This is a genomic window from Tenacibaculum salmonis, assembly GCF_041053065.1.
Taxonomy (GTDB): Bacteria; Bacteroidota; Bacteroidia; order Flavobacteriales; family Flavobacteriaceae; genus Polaribacter; species Polaribacter pacificus_A.
This window is the reverse complement of record NZ_JBFCVV010000001.1, coordinates 1,867,217-1,890,735: the sequence shown is the minus strand read 5'-3', so window position 1 is coordinate 1,890,735 and position 23,519 is coordinate 1,867,217. Positions and strand designations below refer to the sequence as shown.

Genomic DNA, 23,519 nt, shown 5'->3' with positions numbered 1-23,519 from the left:
GCTTCATTTCTTTTCATATTATTTACAATTCAAACGTACTTCAACAGGTTTAACACATACTTAATGGCAGATCAAAAAAGACTTTTTTTACTAGATGCTTTCGCATTAATTTTTAGAGGATATTACGCTTTTATAAAAAATCCAAGAATTAACTCGAAAGGAATGGATGTTTCCGCTATTTTGGGTTTTACAAACTCGATGTTAGATGTTATAAAACGTGAACGCCCAGATCATTTAGCGGTATGTTTTGATCGTGGTGGTTCTGTTGCTAGAAAAGACGCTTTTCCTGAATATAAAGCAAACAGACAAGAAACTCCTGAAGCAATAAGAATTGCAATTCCATATATAGAAGCAATGTTAGAAGCTATGAATATTCCTGTAATTGTAAAAACAGGATATGAAGCTGATGATATTATTGGAACTTTAGCAAAAAAAGCAGAAAAAGAAGGCTATCAAACTTTTATGGTAACGCCTGATAAGGATTTTGCTCAGTTAGTATCTGAAAATATTTTTATGTACCGTCCTCGTTTTGGCGGTGGATATGAAACTTGGGGAGTTGCCGAAGTTCAAGAAAAATTTGGCGTAGAACACCCTGAACAAGTTATCGATTATTTAGGAATGATGGGAGATTCTGTTGATAATATCCCTGGTTTACCTGGTGTTGGAGAAAAAACAGCAAAAAAATTTTTAGCACAATATGGTTCTATGGAAAATCTGTTAGCAAACACAGCAGATTTAAAAGGGAAAATGAAAGAAAAAATAGAAGCAAATGCTGAATTAGGTCTTTTATCAAAAGAACTTGCTACTATTATGTTGGATGTTCCTGTTGATTTTCATCAAGAGGATTTTGAAATGTGTCAACCAAATATTCAAGCAACTGCCGATATTTTTAATGATTTAGAATTTCGTCGTTTAGCCGATACTTTTGTTAGAATTTTTACGGCTGCTGTTCCTACAAAAGCAGGTGAAAAAACATCCGAAGAAAATACCGAAAATAAAGACCAAGAAACAATAGTTAAAGCAATTCCTGCTACAGATTCAGATGGACAATTTGATTTGTTTGCAGCTCCAGGAACTGGAACTGTTAGCGAAGAAGTATCTATTTCTGGGTTTAAAACTATCGATAATACACCTCATTTTTATCAACATATAAATTCTCCGATAGCTAGAAAATTATTATTATCAAAATTAATGCAACAAACTACTGTTTGTTTTGATACAGAAACAACAGGTTTAAAAGCTTTAGAAGTTGAATTAATCGGGATTTCTTTTTCTTGGGAAATAGGAAAAGGATATTATGTTTCTTTTCCTGAAAATCAAGAAGAAACAACTGCTATTTTAGAAGAATTCATTCCATTTTTTGAAGCATCAACAATTGAAAAAATTGGGCATAATTTAAAATATGATATCAAAGTTTTATCAAATTATAATATTGCTGTTAAAGGAAAATTATTTGATACGATGATTGCGCATTATTTGATAAATCCTGATATGCGTCATGGAATGGATATTTTGGCGGAAACTTATTTAAATTATCAGCCTGTTCCAATTACTGAATTAATCGGAAAAAAAGGGAAAAATCAACTTTCTATGCGAACTGTTGAAATTGCCAAACAAACCGAATATGCCGTTGAAGATGCTGATATAACATTGCAATTAAAAGAATATTTTACAAAAGAATTAGAAAGCGGAAATGTAACCAAGCTATTTAATGAAATTGAAACACCATTAGTTTCAGTTTTAACGGCTATGGAAATTGAAGGTATCAACTTAAATGTGCCATTTTTAAAAGAACTTTCTGTTGATTTAACTATTGATATTGAACGCTTAGAAAAAAACATTTACGAGCAAGCGGGAGAAGAATTTAATATTGCTTCACCAAAACAAATGGGAATTGTATTATTTGAAAATATGAAATTGGTTGAAAAACCAAAAAAGACTAAAACAGGTCAATATTCTACGGCTGAAGATGTGCTTTCATTTTTAGCAAAAGACCATCAAATTATTAGAGATATTCAAGAATATCGTCAGTATAAAAAACTACAAAGTACTTATGTTGATGCTTTACCGAATGAAGTAAATACAAAAACAGGACGTATTCATACATCTTATGCGCAAGCGGTTGCTGCAACAGGAAGATTGAGTTCGAACAATCCGAACTTACAAAATATTCCGATTCGTACAAAAAGAGGTCAGGAAATTCGAAAATCTTTTATTCCTCGTGATGAAAATTATGTGTTATTAGCTGCCGATTATTCTCAAATTGAATTAAGAATTATTGCTTCATTAAGCCAAGAAGAAACCATGATTGAAGCCTTTAAAAATGGCGAAGATATTCATGCTTCTACGGCTTCAAAAGTATTTAATGTTCCTTTGGAAGAAGTAACTCGTGAGCAACGTAGCAATGCAAAAACGGTCAATTTTGGTATTGTTTATGGAGTTTCTGCCTTCGGATTGAGCAATCAAACGGATTTATCTCGTAAAGAAGCAAAAGCATTGATTGATACCTATTACGAGACGTATCCGAAGTTAAAAAAATATATGGCTGAACAAGTAGACTTTGCCCGTGATAACGGTTATGTTGAAACCGTTTTAAACAGACGTAGGTATTTAAAAGATATTAATTCTAGAAACGGAATTGTTCGTAGTGCAGCTGAAAGAAATGCTGTAAATGCACCGATTCAAGGAAGTGCAGCCGATATTATAAAACTAGCAATGATTAATATTTATAATCGATTTGAGAAAGAAAATTTTAAATCGAAAATGCTATTGCAAGTACATGATGAATTAGTTTTTGACGCTCATAAAGACGAATTAGAAATTATAAAACCAATTATTAAACAAGAAATGGAAAATGCCTTTAAAATGGAAGTTCCGTTAGATGTAGAAATAGGAATTGGCGAAAATTGGTTACAAGCACATTAATTAAGAGAAAAATGGAATTAGATTATATAGATAATGTAAATGGTTTTGACGAAAATGTTGTGCGTTTGTACAATTTCAACAAAGAGGAAGCAACTAAATTTAGCGCATTAATTAAAGAAACAATTATTGAGAAAAAACAACGATTAGATTTATCTGAAGTTGATTTTATAGAAGCTAGAAATTGTAATTTAATTTTTGGTTTATTCAAATCGGATGAAGGGATTTTAACCAAAGATAACCAAACTTTTTTTTGTGTATTGACTTTAGATGGTTTTCAAAATATGCTAAAATTAATAGCACCTTATTGTCATAAAGAAACTAGAAGTTATCAGTATTTATATGATATTGATAATCCAACAGAATTATTATTCTGCCCAAGTGCCACTAGGTATGAGGGAGAATAATAGTCATAAAAAAATGATTGCTAACTTTATAAATTAGCAATCATTTTTTTATATAAAACAGTTTATTTTGATTTATTACTTAATAATAAATACTTCATTCATTTCCCAATTAGCTCTTAGTTTAAATTCCTTTTCAAAGTAAATAACTTTTTCGGGTTGCTGTTTTAATAAGAAATTACCTGTATCCCAAATATTATTATTATTTCTATCAATAATAGCTCTAACCGTATATTTTTTAGGTTCTAATAAATCGAAAGTTACTTTTTCTGATGAAGAAACATATTTAGTCTTTACAACTTCGCCTTTATCTAAAAGTTGAATAATTGTAGAATACTTTGTTTGTTTTTTTACATCTAAAATAATACTTCCATAATCTTCAGTTGTAAGAGTTTTAAATTGATAACTTAAAGTATCGTTGGTAGTTTCATATAAATCAATTATTCCCTTAGGTAAAATATCTAATTTATAATTCATTTTAGGTGTTTTTTTGAACAAAACAGCTAACTTACTTATACTTTGTTTTGCTAGTTTAAAAGGAACAGCAACAGTATCTTTATCGACTAAAGAGAATTTAGAAGCATCAATTTTTATAATCGGATTGTGAGTCTCTAAAAATAAGCTATCATTTAAATGTAAAACCCTGCTTACTTTCGATGAAATTGCAAAAGAATCTATTTTCTTTTTACGCAAACGAACAGTAACAGTATCTATGATTTTTTTATTACTGATGATAAAGTTTAAAGAATCTTGTTCAATTGGTGTAAACCAATAATTAAGTGTGTCTTTTTCTTTTTCGTATTGCGAAAATGATTTAAAAGAAGCAGGAACTTTTGATAATAATTCAATTTTCATATTTCCTCGTTCTCCTTCATATCCGAATTGAATTTTTCCTTTAACAACTTCTTTTCCTCTTTTAAATTTATAAGGTTGTAGTTCTTTAAAAATACGTATCGGATTAAAAACTAGAGTATCTTTTGGTAATGAAATAGTATCTTTATAAAAACCTAATTCATCTGTTCTGCTATTAAAAGTATAATCGCTTGAAACTTCTTTTAAAGCTAATAAAAGGTATTTTCCTGCTCGTAAATTCGTAAATTCAAAATTAGTAGAATCTAAGGTACTTGTAACGTAATTTGGTTTTTTCTTATAGATAATTGAATCGGTATAAGAACTATCTAATTGATACAATAAAACGCTTATGTTTTTTAATTTTTCTTTTGAAAAAGCTGGAACTACAAATCCTTTTAATTTTAAAGAATCAATATAATTCCCTGTAGAAAAAACATATTTAAAGCTCTCTAATTTATTGTTTTCGTTATTATCTTGAACCGAATTACCAAAATTAAAAGTATAGGTTATATTTGTTTTTAGGGTATCTAAAATTTCAATATTGATGTATTTAGTAGGCCTTCCTTGAGGCGTTATAATTGGTGCAAATTTTAACGGTGGAGAAACAACTAACTGTTTTGTTAAATCTTTTAAAACAATATACTCATCAAATTCAATTTTGATGTTTTTTTTATCAAAATGAATAGTTTTATAAGGTGGTTTTGCAGTCATCATAATTGGTGCATTTTCATCTTTAGGACCACCTTCTGGTCTTCCTTTTCTTGCACAACTTATAATGATTACAGATACTAAAGCGACTAAAAATAATAACTTATTTTTCACAAATTGATTGTTTAAATAGAATTTCAAAAGTAGTAAATTAACACCTAATAAAATTATTCTTTTTTAGCGTAAGACATTGTAGCAATACTAATAGTTATGTTTTTTGTTTTTGATAATTCTTCACAACACGACACTAGAGTTGCACCTGTAGTTATTACGTCATCAATTAATAAAACATGCTTGCTCTCAAAAAGCTCAATATCAATTAATTTAAAACTATTTTTAATATTTAAAAACCTTTCGAAACGTTGTTTTTTGGTTTGTGTATTAACACTTTTTAATTTGATTAAAACATCAGATTTATATTCAATATTTAAAATAACACTTAATCTTTCTCCAAATTTTGTAAGCTGATTATAGCCTCTTTTTTTTAATTTAGATTGATGCAATGGCACTGGAATTATATAATCGACCGTTTTAAAAACACCTGATTTTTTTAATTTTTCTCCAAACCAATTTGCTAGAAACAATCCTATTTCATGTTGATTTTTATATTTTAACTCGTAAATTATTTTTTGAGTAATGTTTCCCTTTTTATAATAAAGAAAAGGGCGTACATTTTCTATTAAAACCTGACCATAAAAAACAGATAACAACTCATTATTTATATACTCATTACTAGTTATAATAGGCAAATTATTACTACAAGTAATACATAAATATTCTTCATTTTGTAATAAAACTATAGAACAATGAATACATAAATTAGGATAAAATAAATAGAATATATCTTTTAAAAAGTGCATCTTTACGAACGATATTTTAGTAGAAATATACAGAAAAAACATAATATTATTTTGAGCAAAAAATTTAATTTCTTTAAAGAAGCTGTAAAAAATTACAAAACATCAGGAACTATAGTACCTAGTTCTAAATATTTAGCAAAAAAAATGCTTAGAAATATTAATTTTTCAAAAGCAGAAGTTATTATTGAGTTAGGTCCTGGAAATGGCGCAATAACACATTGTATCTTAGATAAACTTAAATCAAATACCATTTTAATTTGTTTTGAAATTAATGATGCTTTTTATGAAGAATTAAAAAAGATAAAACATCCACAATTAATTGTTTTAAAAGCTTCTGCCGAAGAAATGGTTACTGAAATTGAAAAATTAGGTTATACCAAAGTAAATCATATTATTTCTAGCTTACCGCTAACTATTATTCCTAAAGAAATATCTCATCGTATTTTACTAGAAAGTTATCAAACTTTAAACAATGATGGGTTATTTATTCAATATCAATATAGCTTAACCTACTATAAAAAGTTAAAAGAAGTTTTTGGTAGTAATATTGAACTAAGCTTTGAATCTCTTAATTTTCCACCTGCATTTATTTATAACTGCATAAAAAATAGTACATTAGACCTAAATAAACCTAAATGATCAGTATAAACTTAAAATGATTAATACAAAATTAAAAAATAACGGTTTTATTACCTTTTTACTTGTATTAATAATTCTAATAGGAGTATTATCCTATCAAAATGCTAATGAATACTCTGAATTAAAGGATACTTTTAATTTAGAAAAAAAGGAATTAGTCTCTGAATTAAGTAGTGTATTAAAAAAATATGAGAATACACTTTACGTAAAAGATGATATTTCTTTAAAGTTAAGAGGCAAACTTCACGAAATAATAAAGTTAAAAGACACTATTAATAACTTAAAAACGACTGATTATAATTTATTTCGGTTTTACAGAAAACGAATTTCTGTTTTAATTGAACAAAACAATATTCTTTTTTCATATATTGACTCTTTAAACTCGAAAAACAATCAATTATCAATAAAAAATGATAGTGTAACAGAGGTTTTAGTGTTAAAGGAAAATCAAAATCTAAAATTAAAATACAGAAACCGATCTTTATATGAACAAAAAAAGGTTTTAAAAGAAAAAATTGCGATTGCTAAAGTTATGCAGGTTTCATCTGTAAAAGTAAAAGCAATGAAGAAAAAAACAAGTGGTAAATACAGATCTACATCGAAAGCTAAAAAAACAAATGCTTTTAAAGTAGCATTCAATTTACTAGGAAATAAAATTAGTACTCCAGGTTTAAAAACTATTTATATTCAAATAATTCATAATAAAAATGTAATTATTCCTGTAAAAAAAGTGAAATTAAAAAACAAAGAAGAAATACTTTGTAATGATATATTAACAGCTAATTATAACAAAAAATTATTATCTATTGTTTCATTTATCTATGTAAATAATGATAATATAAATAAAGGTTCTTACCTAATTAATATTTTTATTGATGGTGTTTTTGTAAAAAACACAAGTATTAATCTTAAATAAAAAATAACATAATATAAGCACTACTAACCTACTTAACTTACCTACTTAATTATGAATCAACAACAAAAAAAAAGCTCACTGATTGTTCTACTACTAATACTAACGCTATTTTTAACACTATATTCATTTCAAAAATCCAATCAATACAGTAATCTTCAAGAAATTTTTGAACAAGAAAAAACTGATTTAGAAAAAGAATTGGATGAAATGATTAAAGATTACACCGATGTTGTTCTTCGAAAAAAACGTATTTCCAAAAGATTACAAGTTGAACTTGGTAAAATGAATGTTCTTAGAGATTCAATTAAAAATTTAAAAATAGATAATTATAGTTTAATAAGAATATACAGAAAAAAAATTAGCAGTTTAGAACGTCAAAACAAAAAGTTATTTATTAGAGTTGATTCATTAAGTACTGCAAATGAAGTCTTAGCACAAGAGAACGTTATTACAAATAACATTTTACAACAAAAAGAAAACATAAACAGTTCTTTAAATAATAAAAATAAAAAACTAGAAGAAAAACAGAAAACCCTTGAAACTAAAATAGCTATTGGTAGTCTTATAAAAACAAGCAATCTTAATGTAGTTGCTATGAAAGAACGTAGCAGTGGAAAACTAACTTCAACATCAAGATCTAGCAGAACAGATGCTTTTAGAATAAACTTTGACTTATTAAAAAATTTAATTACTGATGCTGGAGAAAAAGCTGTCTATATTCAAATTAGAGATGATAATAATAATGTTATTGCTCCAAAAGGAATTACTAATTTAAAAGATGGGGCTAAAATTCAATATACTGACTCTATTGAAGTCAATTATAATAATGATAAATTAAGTCTTGTATCACTTATTTTAGTTAACAGAGATGATATCAATAAAGGAAAATATACTATAAGTACCTTTATTGATGGTATTTATTCAGGAGCAACTACGCTTCAATTAAGATAAAAAACATTTTAAAAATTTATACATAAAACGAAAAAGAAAGTAATTCATTTAATTATTCACTTTTTCGTTTTAGAATAGTATTAGTTTAAATCCTTATTTTATTTTTGCAATATGGCAAAACAAGAAGATCACTTTAAAAAAGTAATATCACACGCAAAAGAATATGGTTATGTATTTCAATCTTCTGAAATTTATGACGGTTTAAGTGCGGTTTACGACTATGCTCAAAACGGAGTTGAGTTAAAGAAAAATATTAGAGATTATTGGTGGAAAGCAATGGTGCAAATGCACGAAAATATTGTAGGTATCGATGCTGCTATTTTAATGCATCCAAGTACTTGGAAAGCTTCAGGACATGTAGATGCTTTTACCGATCCTTTAATCGATAATAAAGATTCTAAAAAACGATATAGAGCAGATGTTTTAGTAGAAGATTATTGTGCTAAAATTGAAACTAAAATTGAAAAAGAAGTTAAAAAAGCCGAAAAACGCTTTGGAGAAACTTTTAATAAAGCCGAATTTGTAGCTACAAATGGACGTGTTTTAGGGTATCAAGAAAAAATTAATACCATTTTATCTCGTTTAGGAAAATCTTTAGAAAATGAAGATTTAGCAGATGTAAAATTATTAATTGAAGAATTAGAAATTGCTGATCCTTTAACAGGTTCTAAAAATTGGACGGATGTTAAACAATTTAACTTGATGTTTGGTACTAAATTAGGTGCTTCTGCAGAGTCTGCAATGGATTTATATTTACGCCCAGAAACTGCCCAAGGTATTTTTGTAAACTTTTTAAATGTACAAAAAACAGGGAGAATGAAAATTCCTTTTGGAATTGCTCAAACTGGTAAAGCGTTTCGTAACGAAATTGTTGCTCGTCAATTTATTTTTAGAATGCGTGAATTTGAACAAATGGAATTACAATTTTTTGTAAAACCAGGAACTCAAAAAGAATGGTACAATAAATGGAAAGAAACCCGTTTAAATTGGCATTTATCATTAGGTATGGGCGCTGAAAACTATCGTTTTCACGATCATGAAAAATTAGCTCATTATGCTGATGCTGCCGCTGATATTGAGTTTAAATTTCCTTTCGGATTTAAAGAATTAGAAGGAATTCATTCTCGTACAGATTTCGATTTAAAAGCTCATGAAGAATTTTCAGGAAAGAAATTACAATATTTTGATCATGAAGATAACAAAAGTTATACACCTTGCGTAGTAGAAACATCAATCGGATTAGATAGAATGTTTTTAGCTGTTTTTTCAAATTCTTTACAAGAAGAAGCTTTAGAAAACGGAACTTCAAGAACTGTTTTAAAACTACCTGCTATTTTAGCACCAGTAAAAGCTGCTATTTTACCATTAGTTAAAAAAGATGGTTTACCAGAAGTTGCTCGTAAAATTATGGAAGATTTAAAGTGGGACTTTAACGTAGCTTATGATGAAAAAGATGCTGTAGGTCGTCGTTACCGTCGTCAGGATGCAAATGGTACACCATTTTGTATTACTGTTGATCATGATACTTTAAATGATAATGCTGTTACAATTCGTCATAGAGATACAATGGAACAAAAACGTGTTCCTATTTCTGAATTAAGAGATATTATAAAACAAGAAGTAGATGTAAAAAATTGGTTACAGAAAATGTAATTACTTAACAATATTCAAATAATAAAAATCCTACCAGTATTTACTATGGTAGGATTTTTTACTTTTGTACTATTAAAATAAAAATAATGAAAACTGCATTAAAAATATTATTTATCATCTTTTTACTATGGATGCTTACAGGAGCTTATCTTTTAAATACTGAGCATCCTAATGGAAAAATTGTAATGGGATTTGGTGTTTTATACATGTCTTTTGTATTAATGCCTACATTTATTTATTATCGATATAGAGATAACAAGTATAAAAAATACATTATTAATGATAACAAAATAAAAGAGTGGATTGACAATAGTAAAGAATAAAAAAAGGCTTCATTAGTAAAATGAAGCCTTTTTTTAACATATAAATATTGTGTTGTTATTTTACTAAAGTAGGAGCATAATTTGTAGGATAATCATCTGCTTTAGCTAAACCATTCTTAGCTTTTGAAAAGTTAGAACCGTAAGTTTCATCAATCGATTTTAACATTTCATTTGCCATTAAAGCATAACCTCTGCTTGTTAAATGAACTCCATCTAAACTAACTAAACCACCTGTTACTAAACTTGTAGTCATATAATAATTATCAAATTGTAAACCAGTAGTAGCAGCTTTTTGTAAAATACCATTAAAATCAACTAAAGCATATCCATTTGTATCGGCTACTGATTTTAATTTTATATTAAATGCATCTACAGCAGTTTTAATTTCAGTTTGCTCTTGTGGTGTTAACACCCATTTATCTTCTAATGGTATTTGAGTACCATAACCTTTAGGAATTAAAGACGATAATGGTAATACAAATAAATCATCAGCTGTAGCTTGTCTATATTTAGGTAAAGCTGCAAAAGCAGGATTAATAGCTCCTAAATCGGTTAAAGATTCATCGATAACTACCATTGCATTTCCTTGACCAACTGTAAAATTAATTGTTCTTTTTAATACTTCTTCTTCAGTAAATAACCCTGTAGTTTTTAAGGCTGCAAGAGCTGCTTGAATACCTCCGTTATAAGCTGCATAACCTTGATTTAAAGCATCTGCTGTTGCTTCATCTAAAGGAACTGGATTATAAGGTACTGTTGTAAAATGTGGTAAAGAAGTAATATATGGTAAATTAGCTACAACTCCTTTAGCTCCTGTTGCCTTTAATGCTTCTTCTACTTTTCCTAAAGCGAAATCAAATGTTGCAAGTGGCGTAATTGGATCTGTTCCATCTCCACCAGATGTTGCATATCCTAAAACATCATTTCCTCCAAATTCTGATAAAGTAAAAAATGTTGGTTTTTTTGATACTGCCTCTCCTATTAATGTAGATTCAGTTGAACTCATTCTTACAAAATATGGATTTGCTGTCATTGGGTCTGTCATTAAACCAGCAACATTTCCATAATCTGGGGCAATAAAATGAAAACTTTTAGCTCCAGGAATACCAAAATTATTAAAACTAGCACCTGTTGCAGGTACGCCAATTATAGTTGTAGGTATTTCTTGTAAAGGTGTTGGTCCTGAACCATTAAAATAGAATCTTGGATTCAATTTAACAACTCCTCCACTTATCATACCTCCAATATTATCATTCATTAAAGGCTGAATAAAATCGCCCCCACCAATCATAGCAAATTTAGAAGCTAAAGTATTCGGAAAAGAATTTACTTGACCTTCTTTAAACAAAGCACCATCAGTATAACCAGCTGTAAATGAAGCTCCAATAGATACATATTTAGAAAAATCTATACTACCAGCTTTTAAAGCTATTGTATTTTGAGTATCCCCATTAATTTCAGGTAATGTATTATCTACATCACAGGCTACAAAACCTAAAAATAGTGCAGATAAAAATGTATATTTTAATGTATTTTTCATTTTTATTTTTTTTTAGTTATTGATTGTCCAAGATAAATAATACTGAGAACCAATGCTTCCAACACCTGGAGCACTTAAATATTCTTTTCCTGATAAATTAGATCCTCCTAATTTAAATACAGATTTAATTGAAGGAACAGCATAATTAACTTGTGCGTCAAAAACAGTTCTTTCTTCAATCATTCCTTCTAAGAAAGTCGATTGCCAAAGATATTCTGTTTGCCAACGAGCACTTACATTAAATCCGAAATTTTTAAACACATTTGGATTACCAAACTGTGCTTTTACTTTATGTTCTGGTGTATTAAAACCTGCTTCAAAATCAGGGTCAGATGCTTGATCAAAATCAAATTTAGACCATGTATAATTTAAACCTACATTATATCCTTTTAAAATTTTAGTACTTAATCCTAAACCAACTCCGTAAGAATCTACATCTGTTGAAGAGTTTGTTTTTACACTAAAAGTTTTTATTAAATCTCTACTTGTTAAATTAGTTACGTTTACTGGAGTAGTCGGGTCAATAAAAACAACAACATCTTTACTTGAGATAAAATTAGTGTACATATTATAATATGTACTAAAATCAACAGTTAATTTATTTTCTCCTAAAGGAAGTGCCGAGCGATATCCAACTTCAAAAGACTTTACTTGTTCTGGTTTTACCAATGCTGTTTTAACTAAAGTCGGATTTCCATTTCTGATTGAACTTGCAGAATATCCTCTTGTAAATACATCATTACCTGTTAAAGTAAATGTTTGTGTTGGTGTTTTTACTTCTTTAGAAAAACGATTCGCATTATCTGAGGCTGTACCTAAAATATATCCTGCACCTGTTTCTAAACCGATGTATTGATCTTGTGTTGTTGGATTACGAAATCCTGTTTGAAAAGATGCTCTAAAATTATGGTTTTTAGTTTCTCCTGCGGCATAAGCTAAAGATAATCTTGGTGTAAAATTACCATCAAAATTATCAGATTTATCATAACGGATAGACCCTGTAAACTTTAAACGATCATCCATCATTTTCTTTTGAAGCTGTGCATAAACACCGTATTCACCATATTTAATTGGTGCGTTAGCATCAGTATAAATTGTTCCGAAAGAATTTAATTTATATTGTCTGTAAGAACCTCCTACTTGTACTTCAGCCCAATCGATATAATCACGTAAGTTTAAATTAGCATCTGAATGATAATAACTTGTATTATCTCTAAATTTAGATCCTTCTAATAAATCAGGATCAGTAGTTACTTCATTAAATAATTTTGTAAATTCAGGTGTTCCTGGTACAGCTCTACCTCTGTCAGCATAAATTCTAGCTGCTGCATGATTTGAAGCTGAAACATTAGGTACTGCACCTAAATAAGCATCTGCATATTGTCCAAACCAATCTGTATTTGATTTCCATTTGCTATTTATATTAATTCCTGCAAAACGAGTATCATAAGAATCTCCAGCATTTTCACTAGCATAATATCCTCTTACAAAGAAATTTTTTCCTCTAACCTCTAGTTTATGTTGTTCCATAAAGAAGTTTGCTAAATTATAACGATTCTGTCCTTGATAAATAGTATTACCAGAACCATATTTAGAATTCCAAATAATTTCAACTCTATCATTACCTAACGGACGGTAATGTATCGCACCATTAAATTTAACACTTTTTGCTTCGTTAGACATTAATTCTTGGTCTGTATAACCTGTTCTACTAACATTTCCTATTGCTCCTCCTAAATTAACAGAAACTTCATCTCCATAAGTATTTACTCCATCATAATTAGGATCATCAGCATGACTCATTCCTGGAATGTAAGTTCCTCCAATGCCTGTTGTATTTCGATAATCGGTAGCATGCCATTCTTCTCCTTTTAAGTAAGAAAAACTAACTTTAGCGGCAAATTTATCATCAAAAACATGTGCCATTCTAATGGTTGCATCAGAATAAGAATTGGTTCCTGCAGCATCTTGACTTGTAAAACCACTTTTTAAACCAACACTAATTCCCTGATCTTCAAAAGGACTTTTACTACGCATTAACATAATACCATTAAATGCATTTGCTCCATATAAAGCTGATGCTGCTCCTGGTAAAATTTCAACGCTTTTTACATCTATTTCAGACATCCCTAATAAGTTTCCAATAGCAAAGTTTAAGGCTGGTGATGCATTATCCATTCCGTCAACTAACTGAACAAAACGTTCGTTTCCAAAACTTGCAAAACCACGTGTATTTACTGTTTTAAAAGTTAAACCACCCGAATTAATATCTACTCCTTTTAAGTTTTCTAATCCTTCATAATACGATGCAGAAGCGGTGTTTTTAATAGCTCTTGAATCAAAACGTTCAATTGTTACGGGAGATTCCATAACACGCTCTGGAGTTCGTGATGCTGAAACTACAACTTCATCTAAAGAAGTCGCATTTTCAGTTAAACTAACTTCAATGATTTGATTATTTTTTGTTATTTCAACATTTTTTGAATGATATCCTACAGAAGAAATCTGTATTGTAAAAGGGGGAGTATCTGTAACTTTCATTATAAATTTTCCGTCAAAGTCAGTCGCTGTACCTACTGCTTTTCTTAAAACCTTAATGTTTGCTCCTGGTATTACACCACCAAGAGATGCATCATTAACGCTACCTGTTATGGTTGTCTGAGCAACCATCGTTGCAGTACCAAATAGTACAAATGCAATAAGTAATAGTTTTTTCATCATAATCTATAAATATTTTATTAACTGTATTGCAAAATACACTTTTTTTTTGTCTGCTGTAAGTTTATTTTTTGTTTTTATTTTAAATAACATCTAATTACAATACTATTGTACCTCGTTTTATTTCATCAAAATAAAGTTTTTTAACAAACATTATTTAACATCTTTTACAAATTGTATTTTTGCTGAAATTTTTTTTATATTGAAAGTTATTAACTCTATTTTTAATTTTAAACCGACTCAACAAACAATAGTTACTATTGGTACTTTTGATGGTGTACACATTGGACATCAGAAAATTATTAAAGAGTTAATTGATCAAGCAAAAACAACTAATAAAAAATCAGTATTATTAACTTTTTTTCCGCACCCTAGAATGGTGTTGCAAAAAGATATGTCTATAAAACTGATAAATACAATAGATGAACGTGCAAAATATCTTCAAAAATTAGGCTTAGATTATTTAATTATTCATCCTTTTAGCAAAGAATTTTCAAAATTAACTGCCTTAGATTTTGTACGTACAATTTTAGTAAATCAATTTAATACTTCTAAATTAATTATTGGTTACGATCATCATTTTGGTAAAAATAGAGAAGGAAATATTAAACAATTAACAGAATATTCTCATTTATATGATTTTACTGTTGAAGAAATTCCTGCTCAAGATATTGATGAAGTTTCAGTAAGTTCTACAAAAATTAGAAAAGCGCTTGATATCGGACATTTAAAAACTGCAAATGATTATTTAGGTTATAATTTTTCGTTAACAGGAACTGTTGTTCATGGAAAAAAATTAGGTGGAAAAATTGGTTTTCCTACTGCTAATATTGAAATTAATGAAGATTATAAATTGATTCCTAAAACAGGTGTTTATGTTGTAAAATCGGTTATTGATAACAATACTATTTTTGGAATGATGAATATTGGTAACAGACCAACTATCAACGGAAAAGAACAAAGTATTGAAACTCATTTCTTTGATTTTAACACCGATTTATATGATAAAAAAATCACCATACAATTACTGTATTTTTTAAGAGATGAACAAAAATTTAATTCAATAGATAAATTAGTTATCCAACTTAAAAAAGATAAAGAAAACGCAGTAAATTATCTAGAAAACAACAACTAATCAATAAAATATTGCTGTCTTAATTCTTTTTGATAAAAAATAAATTGTTAAAATCTTATTTAAGAACCTACACAACGTTGTTTAAGTGTACTGCTTCTTATATCTTAGCAGTTCTTAAAAAAATTTAAAAGATGTTACAGGTTCAGTTTATTAGAGACAACAAACAAACTGTTTTAGATGGATTAGCAAAACGTAATTTTGCCAATGCTGAAGCAATTATTGAAGAAGTATTAACTGCTGATGAAACTCGTAGAGCTACGCAAGTTTCTTTAGATAATATATTAGCTGAATCTAACAAAATATCCAAAGAAATTGGAGGTTTTTTTAAATCAGGTGAAATTCAAAAAGCCAACTTATTAAAAGAAAAAACAGGGCAATTAAAAGAAGATTCAAAGCAATTTACAGAAGCTTTTAATACTGTTTCTGATAAATTACAAGAATTATTATATCAAATTCCTAATATTCCTCACGCATCTGTAAAAGCAGGAAAAAGTGAAGAAGATAATGAGAAAATTTTTAGCGAAGGAATTATTCCTGATTTAGGCGAAAACGCCTTACCTCACTGGGAATTAGCTAAAAAATATGATATTATCGATTTTGAATTAGGAACAAAAATTACTGGTGCTGGTTTTCCTGTTTATAAAGGAAAAGGTGCTCGTTTACAACGTGCTTTAATCAATTATTTTTTAGATAAAAATACGGATGCTGGTTATAAAGAAGTTCAAGTTCCTCATTTAGTTAACGAAGCTTCAGGAATTGCAACTGGGCAATTACCAGATAAAGAAGGGCAAATGTATCATTCAACTGTGGATGATTTATATTTAATTCCAACGGGTGAAGTGCCAATTACCAATATCCACAGAAATGATTTACTAAAAGAAACCGATTTACCAATTAAATACACAGGTTATACGCCTTGTTTCCGTAGAGAAGCTGGTAGTTATGGCGCACACGTTCGTGGATTAAATCGTTTACATCAGTTTGATAAAGTAGAAATTGTTCGCATTGAACATCCTGATAATTCGTACCATGTTTTAAGCGAAATGGTCGAACATATTAAAGATATTTTGCGTGATTTAAAATTACCTTATCGTATTTTACGTTTATGTGGAGGCGATACAGGTTTTACATCGGCATTAACTTTCGATTTCGAATTATATTCAACTGCTCAAGAGCGTTGGTTAGAAATTAGTTCGGCTTCAAATTTTGAAACTTATCAGGCAAATCGTTTGAAATTACGTTTTAAAAACAAAGAAGGAAAAAGTCAATATGTACATACTTTAAACGGAAGTTCTTTAGCTTTACCAAGAGTTTTAGCGGGTATTTTAGAGAATTATCAAACTGCTGACGGAATTAAAATTCCTGATGTATTAGTTCCTTATTGTGGTTTTGATATGATTGATTAATCATTAAAAAATATACTTTTATAAAATAATAAACCCCAAGTTTCTTTGTTGAAAACTTGGGGTTTTTAAATGTCTTTATTTTATAATATTTTTTTGAAGCAATTTCCCGCTTTCCGCACTCGCTTTTTTTATTTTTTCGAAAAGAAAAATAAAAAAGAGCTCAAACAATTGCTTCAATCGGGGCTAGGCATTTGTACTATTTTGAAACTTTCACACAAAAAAACAGTAAATTTTCAAACACAAATCATAATTACAACAATTTTGTTCTGTATTTTTGATTGATGAAAAAAGCCGTTATTCTATTTAATTTACTGATTTTTAGTTTATTTTGTTACGCTCAACAAAATGAATATATTGTAGCTGAAAATTATTTCAGAAATAATGAATATGAAAAAGCTATCCAATTTTATAAAAAATTACACGATAAAAGTCCTTACAATACTACTTATTTAAAAAGATTAGTAACCTGTTATCAAGAAACTAATCAGTTTTTGGTTGCTGATGCTCTTTTATCAAAAGAAATCAAAAAAAAACCAACTTTAGTATTTTTAAATATCATCAAAGGATATAATTTTGAACGTCAACAAAAAGATATTGAAGCCAATAAACAGTATCAAATTGCGCTGAAATCACTAGATAAAAAAGGAAACTACGGAAGCAATATCGCACGACTTTTTAAAGATTATAATAAATTAGATTTTGCAATTGAAGCCTACGAAAAAACAATGGCTAATAATCCGAAAGTAAATTACGGATTTCAATTAGCACAAATTCATGGTGAAAAAGGTGATTTCTCTAAAATGTTTACGTCTTATGTTAGTTTAGTTGATAAAAATGAAAAACATCTAAACAACGTAAAACGCTACACAAGTAAATATATTACAGATAATCCTGAAAATGAAAACAACATTTTATTCAAAAAAGCATTGTTACGAAAATCAGTAAGCAATCCTAAAAACATTTGGAATGATTTACTTGCTTGGCTATTTGTAAAACAAAAACAGTATCAAAAAGCACTTATTCAAGAAAAAGCATTGTTAGCCAGAGATCCTGATCATTTAAGTAAAATAAATCAATTAGGTAAAATTGCATTAGAAAATAATGACTATGAAACTGCCAAAGAATGTTTCGATTTAATCATTGAAAAAACAAATTATCCTACAGATAAAATTAATGCTATTAATAATAATTTAAAAATAGCTATCAAAACAAAACAACCAGATGTTTCTGAAAAATTTGAAGCCATTTTTGAAGAATATGGCATCAATAAAAACACTTTTGAAATTCAAGTAGCTTATGCAAATTATCTAACTTTTACAGAAAACAATCCTGAAAAAGCAGTTAAAATTTTAGAAAAAGCTATGACTTTTTCTAATTCGAAATTTAAAAAAGCAGAAGTTAAATTACAACTTGGTGAAGTTTTAGTTTATACAGGTAACTTTAATAAAGCTTTAATTTACTTTTCACAAGTACAAAATCAGTTTAAAAATCATTTTTTAGGACAAGAAGCACGTTTTAAAGTAGCGCAAACATCTTATTTTAAAAATGATTTTAAATGGGCAAAAGCACAATTAAAAATTCTAAAAGGTTCAGCAACACAATTAATTGCCAATGATGCGGCAAATTTATTTTTAACAATTTCAGATAATGAACCTAAAGACAGTATTTCTACAGGTTTAAAAGAATATGCAAAAGCCGATTTATTAGCTTTTCAAAATAAAGATAAAGAAGCTATTACGCTTTTGAAAACTGTCATAATAAAATATAAAGGACAACCTATTGAAGATGATGCATTGTTTAAACAAGCAAGTCTTTTTATCAAAGAGCAAAAATATGAAGATGCTATTTTAAATTATAAAAAAATAATTTCTTTGGATAAAAAAGGAATTTATATAGATGATGTATATTATCAAATGGCAGAATTATATAATACAAAATTAAATAGCCCTGAAAAGGCAAAAGAATACTATCAAAAGATTATTTTTGACCACGCTTCTAGCATCTATTTAATTGATGCTCGTAAGAAGTTTAGACAACTAAGAGGAGACCAATTATAATTAAGAAAAATAGATATGTATATATATAATGTTACAATAAATATTGACGAAAGCGTACACCAAGAATGGCTAGTTTGGATTAAAGATCATATTCCTAATGTTTTGGCTACAGGTAATTTTTTAAGTGCAAAATTAACCGCTGTTTTAGTTGAAGAAGAAATGGGAGGCGCAACATATTCTGTTCAATATACCGCTAAAACACGTGAAGATTTAGATGCTTATTACGACAATCATGCTGATGAACTTCGTGCAGCTAGTTTTAAGAAATTTGGCGATAAAATGTTAGCTTTTCGTACCGAATTAAAAGTTATTAATGAATTTTTTCCTACAGTAATAAGTAACTAAAATACTGTAATCTGATTTATGAAATATAAGCTATCTTTTTAAAGCTTATTTCTAACCCTTTTTTATCTTAATTAATAACATGACTGTAAGAGCAAAAAAACATTTAGGACAACATTTTTTAACCGATGAAGATATCGCTAAAAAAATAGCCGATGCATTAATTGGAAAAGGCTACGATAATGTATTAGAAATTGGTCCTGGAATGGGCGTTTTAACTAAATACTTATTAGAAAGAGAAACCAAAACTACGGTAATGGAAATCGATTATGATTCGGTTGCCTATTTAAAAGATACCTTTCCGTTAGAACATATTAAATTAGATACTACTGCCAAAAAATTTGAAATAATCGAAGGTGATTTTTTAAAGAAAAATTTAAAAGATTTTTTTAAAGAAAAACAAGTAGCTATTATTGGTAATTTTCCGTATAATATTTCTACGCAAATTGTTTTTAAAGCTATTGAATATAGAGAGTTTGTTCCTGAATTTGCAGGAATGTTTCAAAAAGAAGTAGCCAAAAGAATCGCTGAAAAAGAAGGAAGTAAAGTCTATGGAATTATGTCGGTGTTAACACAAGCTTTCTACGATGTAGAATACTTATTTACCGTACCTCCTACTGTTTTTAATCCGCCACCAAAAGTAGATTCTGGTGTTATCAGATTAACCAGAAAAGAAGATTATAGCTTACCTGTTGATGAAAAATTATTTTTTAGGGTAGTAAAAACATCTTTTAATCAACGAAGAAAAATGTTACGTTCTAGTTTAAAATCATTCAATATTTCTGATGCTTTAAAAGAGGATCCTATATTTACAATGCGTCCCGAACAATTATCAGTACAACGATTTATAGAACTGACCGATAAAATTGCAAAAGATGGCATTTGAAATTACCCAAGAAATTCTTAGTAACGTAGCGCAGTATATTGAAAGTGAAAACAACGCTGCTCTTAATCAACTTTTTAAAGAAATTCACCATGCTGATATTGCTGAAATATTAGATGAATTACCCTTTGAAGAAGCTGTTTATATTATCCGTTTATTAGATAGTGAAACAACATCAGAAGTACTGATGGATGTTGATGATGATGTTCGTGAAAAAATACTAGAACAATTAACCGCTAAAGAAATTGCGGAAGAAATTGATGAACTTGATACCGATGATGCTGCCGATGTAATTTCCGAACTTTCTGATAAAAGGAAAAAAGCGGTAATGCAAGAAATTGAAGACGAAGAACATGCAAAAGAAATTGTAGAGTTATTACGTTATTCTGAAAATTCTGCAGGTGGTTTAATGGCTAAAGAGCTTGTTAAGGTTAATGAAAACTGGACAATTTCTCGCTGTGAAAAAGAAATGCGAGTTCAAGCAGAAGAAGTTACTCGTGTACACTCAATATATGTAATTGATGATAGTGGTAAGTTAAAAGGTCGTTTATCTTTAAAAGACTTATTAATGGCTTCTACAAAGGCTACTATTGCCGAAGTGTACATACCAAAAGTAGATTTTGTAAACGTTACAGATGAAGCAGAAGATGTTGCCAATATAATGCGAAAATATGATTTAGAAGCAATACCTGTTGTTGATGAATTAGGCATTTTAGTTGGTAGAATTACTATTGATGATATTGTTGATGTAATTAAAGAAGAAGCTGATAAAGATTATCAATTAGCTGCAGGTATTACACAAGATGTAGAAGCTGATGATACTATTTGGGAATTAACACGAGCACGTTTACCTTGGCTTTTCTTAGGATTACTTGGTGGGGTTGGTGCTGCAAGTATTATGGGATTTTTTGAAGATGCCATGGTTGACAATGCCATTTTATTTATGTTTACACCTTTAATAGCAGCAATGGCAGGTAATGTTGGAGTACAATCTTCAGCAATTATAGTGCAAGGTTTAGCGAATGATGATGTAAAAGGAAGTATTGGTAATAGACTATTAAAAGAAGTTTCTTTAGCAATGGTAAATGGATTAGCATTGGCTATTTTACTTTTCTTTTTTATCTTTATTACAGAACAAGATATAAAAGTAGCAACGGCTATTTCTATATCTCTTTTTGTAGTGATAATTGTAGCGGGTTTAATAGGAACTTTTATTCCTTTATTTTTAGATAAAAGAGGTATTGATCCTGCAATTGCTACAGGACCATTTATTACCACTAGTAATGATATTTTTGGAATCCTTATTTATTTTGGAATCGCTAAAATAATTATTGGTTTTTAATTGTTTTTTCTGGAGTAACTTTATCTAATAAGTTATCAATTTCATCTTTAGGTATAAAACTTTTTAACATAATTAAGAAACCAAAAACAATCAATAAAATACCCATTCCTTTTTTTATGCGATAAATAACTAAAGGCGTTAATTTACTTTTTAATTGTTTTGCTAATAATATTTTACCTAAATCTGTTAGAGCATAGCCAAAAAGTATAGTAGCAAAATACCAAAATATAGCAGTCGGATCCATATTTAATGTGGGTCCTACAACTATAACAACTCCTAGCCAAGTAGCTAAAACACCAACATTTATAAAATTTAACGCAAAACCTTTTAATATTAGTTTTCCGTAATTATTAGTTTTTGAAATCTGAACTTCAGCAATTACAGCTTCTTTTTTATTGCTTTTATCAAAAAAAGTGATAAAACCATATATAATCAAAATAAGCCCACCAACCAGAAATAAACAAGGGTCATCTTTAATTTTTTCTAATAAACTTCTACTTCCAAAATAAGCAATTAGCATAAAAGTAATATCACCTAAAATAACGCCTATATCAAAAGAAATTGCAGCACGAGCACCTTTTAATATACTTGTTTTAATAAGCATAAAAAAAACAGGTCCTATCATAAAAGACATGATAAAACCTATTATAAAAGCATTTTTAAAATTGTAAAAATCCATTTTTTATATATACTTTTTTTCTCTAAACATCATCAAAATCGATAACTACTTTTGGTGTACAAGGATGTGCTACACAGGTTAAAATAAACCCATCTTCTAGTTCATCATCAGATAAAATAGAATTTTTAGACATTACAGCTTTTCCTTCAGTAACTTTTGCAATACAACTACTACAAACACCTCCTTGACAAGAATAAGGAGCATCTAATTTATTACGTAAAGAAGCTGCTAAAATGGTATCTGTTTTTTCCATTGAAAAAGTACTTTCTTCATCATCTAATAAAATAGTGATTTCTGATTTTCCATCAGGATAAATTACAGGAGTTTCAGTTGCTGATGCACTTGCTGTAAATAATTCAAAATGAATTGTTTCTTTATCAAATCCGCTTTCTTGTAAAGTTTCTGACACCAAATTAATCATTTCTTCAGGACCACAAATATAAGTTGCATCAAAAGAAATATCTTTATGAATATCTTTTACAAAATGATTCACATTATTTTTATCTATTCTACCTAATTTACTATCGTTTCTAACTTCTTTACTAAATATATAGTGCAAGTTAAATTGTGATGGATATGCTTCAGATAAAGCATTTAATTCATCATAAAAAATAGTAGTTTCAGCTTTTTTATTACCAAAAACTAACGTAAAAGTTGATGATGCTTCATTATCTAAAACCGTTTTTATCATTGATAAAACAGGCGTAATTCCACTACCAGCAGCAAATGCAATATAATTTTTATTTGCTTTTGGCTCAAGAATAAACTTTCCTTCTGGTTCTGAAACTTCTAAAGTTGTATTTTCTTGTAATTTGGTAGTTGCATAAGTTGAAAAAACTCCTTTTTCAACAGCTTTAACAGCTACTTTAATTTGATTACTATTTGGTGAAGCACATATAGAATAAGCTCTTCGAACTTCTTTATCGTTTAAAGTTGCTTTAATAGTTACGTATTGACCTGCTATAAAATTATAAGCTTCTTTTAATTCTGCAGGAACTGTAAATAATATAGAAACAGCATCTGCAGTTTCTTTTATTATTTTTTCAATATTTAATTTATGAAATGTAGACATGTATTGAGTTTAGATCTACAAAAATAAGCAATACTAAGCAAATCATTTGTTAGAGTTTATATAAAATGATACCCCTAATTTTAAATATCATAAAATTTAGAGGTTATTTATATATTT

Annotated in this window: 19 protein-coding genes; 13 read left to right on the top strand and 6 right to left on the bottom strand. The window is 28.6% G+C overall.

The window, feature by feature from the left end:
* Positions 1-63 precede the first annotated feature (63 nt).
* Together polA and AB0T67_RS08210 are read left to right on the top strand one after the other, a co-directional pair.
* The gene (gene polA / locus AB0T67_RS08215; RefSeq protein WP_369219903.1) at positions 64-2,925 is read left to right on the top strand and encodes a DNA polymerase I; all 2,862 of its coding nucleotides are present in this window, start codon (positions 64-66) and stop codon (positions 2,923-2,925) included.
* An 11-nt stretch (positions 2,926-2,936) separates the two neighbouring features.
* Positions 2,937-3,329: a hypothetical protein gene (locus AB0T67_RS08210; RefSeq protein ID WP_369219902.1), complete on the top strand. Its 393-nt coding sequence runs from the start codon at positions 2,937-2,939 to the stop codon at positions 3,327-3,329.
* Positions 3,330-3,404: 75 nt separating this feature from the next.
* Here the strand turns inward: AB0T67_RS08210 and AB0T67_RS08205 are convergent, their stop codons facing one another.
* The gene (locus tag AB0T67_RS08205; protein WP_369219901.1) at positions 3,405-5,000 is read right to left on the bottom strand and encodes an Ig-like domain-containing protein; all 1,596 of its coding nucleotides are present in this window, start codon (positions 4,998-5,000) and stop codon (positions 3,405-3,407) included.
* A gap of 53 nt (positions 5,001-5,053) precedes the next feature.
* The gene (locus tag AB0T67_RS08200) at positions 5,054-5,746 is read right to left on the bottom strand and encodes a ComF family protein (RefSeq protein WP_369219900.1); all 693 of its coding nucleotides are present in this window, start codon (positions 5,744-5,746) and stop codon (positions 5,054-5,056) included.
* A gap of 51 nt (positions 5,747-5,797) precedes the next feature.
* On the opposite strand from AB0T67_RS08200, the gene AB0T67_RS08195 reads away from it, so the two are divergent.
* The 5 genes from AB0T67_RS08195 (at position 5,798) to AB0T67_RS08175 (ending at position 10,228) form a co-directional block, all read left to right on the top strand.
* Positions 5,798-6,385: a class I SAM-dependent methyltransferase gene (locus AB0T67_RS08195; RefSeq protein ID WP_271230971.1), complete on the top strand. Its 588-nt coding sequence runs from the start codon at positions 5,798-5,800 to the stop codon at positions 6,383-6,385.
* Between the two features lie 16 nt (positions 6,386-6,401).
* Positions 6,402-7,301: a hypothetical protein gene (locus AB0T67_RS08190; RefSeq protein ID WP_369219899.1), complete on the top strand. Its 900-nt coding sequence runs from the start codon at positions 6,402-6,404 to the stop codon at positions 7,299-7,301.
* Positions 7,302-7,352: 51 nt separating this feature from the next.
* Positions 7,353-8,252, top strand: a complete 900-nt coding sequence (locus tag AB0T67_RS08185; protein ID WP_369219898.1) for a hypothetical protein — start codon at positions 7,353-7,355, stop codon at positions 8,250-8,252.
* A 111-nt stretch (positions 8,253-8,363) separates the two neighbouring features.
* Complete coding sequence (locus tag AB0T67_RS08180; RefSeq protein WP_369219897.1) at positions 8,364-9,905, top strand: glycine--tRNA ligase; 1,542 nt, start codon at positions 8,364-8,366, stop codon at positions 9,903-9,905.
* Between the two features lie 86 nt (positions 9,906-9,991).
* A complete protein-coding gene (locus tag AB0T67_RS08175; protein WP_271230975.1) occupies positions 9,992-10,228 on the top strand; it encodes a hypothetical protein in 237 nt (78 codons plus the stop codon).
* Between the two features lie 55 nt (positions 10,229-10,283).
* On the opposite strand, the gene AB0T67_RS08170 is transcribed toward AB0T67_RS08175, so the two are convergent.
* Both AB0T67_RS08170 and AB0T67_RS08165 read right to left on the bottom strand, forming a co-directional pair.
* Entirely contained in the window at positions 10,284-11,768 is a 1,485-nt protein-coding gene (locus tag AB0T67_RS08170; protein WP_369219896.1) for a G-D-S-L family lipolytic protein, read from the bottom strand.
* Positions 11,769-11,780: 12 nt separating this feature from the next.
* Positions 11,781-14,489 (bottom strand): TonB-dependent receptor, encoded by a 2,709-nt coding sequence (locus AB0T67_RS08165; RefSeq protein ID WP_369219895.1) that lies wholly within the window; start codon positions 14,487-14,489, stop codon positions 11,781-11,783.
* Positions 14,490-14,688: 199 nt separating this feature from the next.
* On the opposite strand from AB0T67_RS08165, the gene AB0T67_RS08160 reads away from it, so the two are divergent.
* The 6 genes from AB0T67_RS08160 (at position 14,689) to mgtE (ending at position 21,651) form a co-directional block, all read left to right on the top strand.
* The gene (locus AB0T67_RS08160) at positions 14,689-15,621 is read left to right on the top strand and encodes a bifunctional riboflavin kinase/FAD synthetase (protein ID WP_369219894.1); all 933 of its coding nucleotides are present in this window, start codon (positions 14,689-14,691) and stop codon (positions 15,619-15,621) included.
* A 131-nt stretch (positions 15,622-15,752) separates the two neighbouring features.
* Positions 15,753-17,027: a serine--tRNA ligase gene (serS, locus tag AB0T67_RS08155; protein ID WP_369219893.1), complete on the top strand. Its 1,275-nt coding sequence runs from the start codon at positions 15,753-15,755 to the stop codon at positions 17,025-17,027.
* Between the two features lie 281 nt (positions 17,028-17,308).
* Positions 17,309-19,084, top strand: coding sequence for a tetratricopeptide repeat protein (locus tag AB0T67_RS08150; protein ID WP_369219892.1), 1,776 nt, complete (start codon positions 17,309-17,311; stop codon positions 19,082-19,084).
* Between the two features lie 15 nt (positions 19,085-19,099).
* Positions 19,100-19,429, top strand: a complete 330-nt coding sequence (locus tag AB0T67_RS08145) for a DUF4286 family protein (protein ID WP_369219891.1) — start codon at positions 19,100-19,102, stop codon at positions 19,427-19,429.
* Positions 19,430-19,508: 79 nt separating this feature from the next.
* On the top strand, positions 19,509-20,312 hold the full coding sequence (rsmA, locus tag AB0T67_RS08140; RefSeq protein ID WP_369219890.1) for a 16S rRNA (adenine(1518)-N(6)/adenine(1519)-N(6))-dimethyltransferase RsmA: 804 nt from the start codon (positions 19,509-19,511) through the stop codon (positions 20,310-20,312).
* Positions 20,302-21,651 (top strand): magnesium transporter, encoded by a 1,350-nt coding sequence (gene mgtE / locus AB0T67_RS08135; protein WP_369219889.1) that lies wholly within the window; start codon positions 20,302-20,304, stop codon positions 21,649-21,651. Before rsmA ends, mgtE begins: the two co-directional genes overlap by 11 nt.
* Here the strand turns inward: mgtE and AB0T67_RS08130 are convergent.
* Together AB0T67_RS08130 and AB0T67_RS08125 are read right to left on the bottom strand one after the other, a co-directional pair.
* The gene (locus tag AB0T67_RS08130; protein ID WP_369219888.1) at positions 21,638-22,330 is read right to left on the bottom strand and encodes a LysE family translocator; all 693 of its coding nucleotides are present in this window, start codon (positions 22,328-22,330) and stop codon (positions 21,638-21,640) included. The genes mgtE and AB0T67_RS08130 overlap by 14 nt on opposite strands.
* A 22-nt stretch (positions 22,331-22,352) precedes the next feature.
* The gene (locus tag AB0T67_RS08125) at positions 22,353-23,402 is read right to left on the bottom strand and encodes a 2Fe-2S iron-sulfur cluster-binding protein (protein WP_369219887.1); all 1,050 of its coding nucleotides are present in this window, start codon (positions 23,400-23,402) and stop codon (positions 22,353-22,355) included.
* Positions 23,403-23,519: the final 117 nt, after the last annotated feature.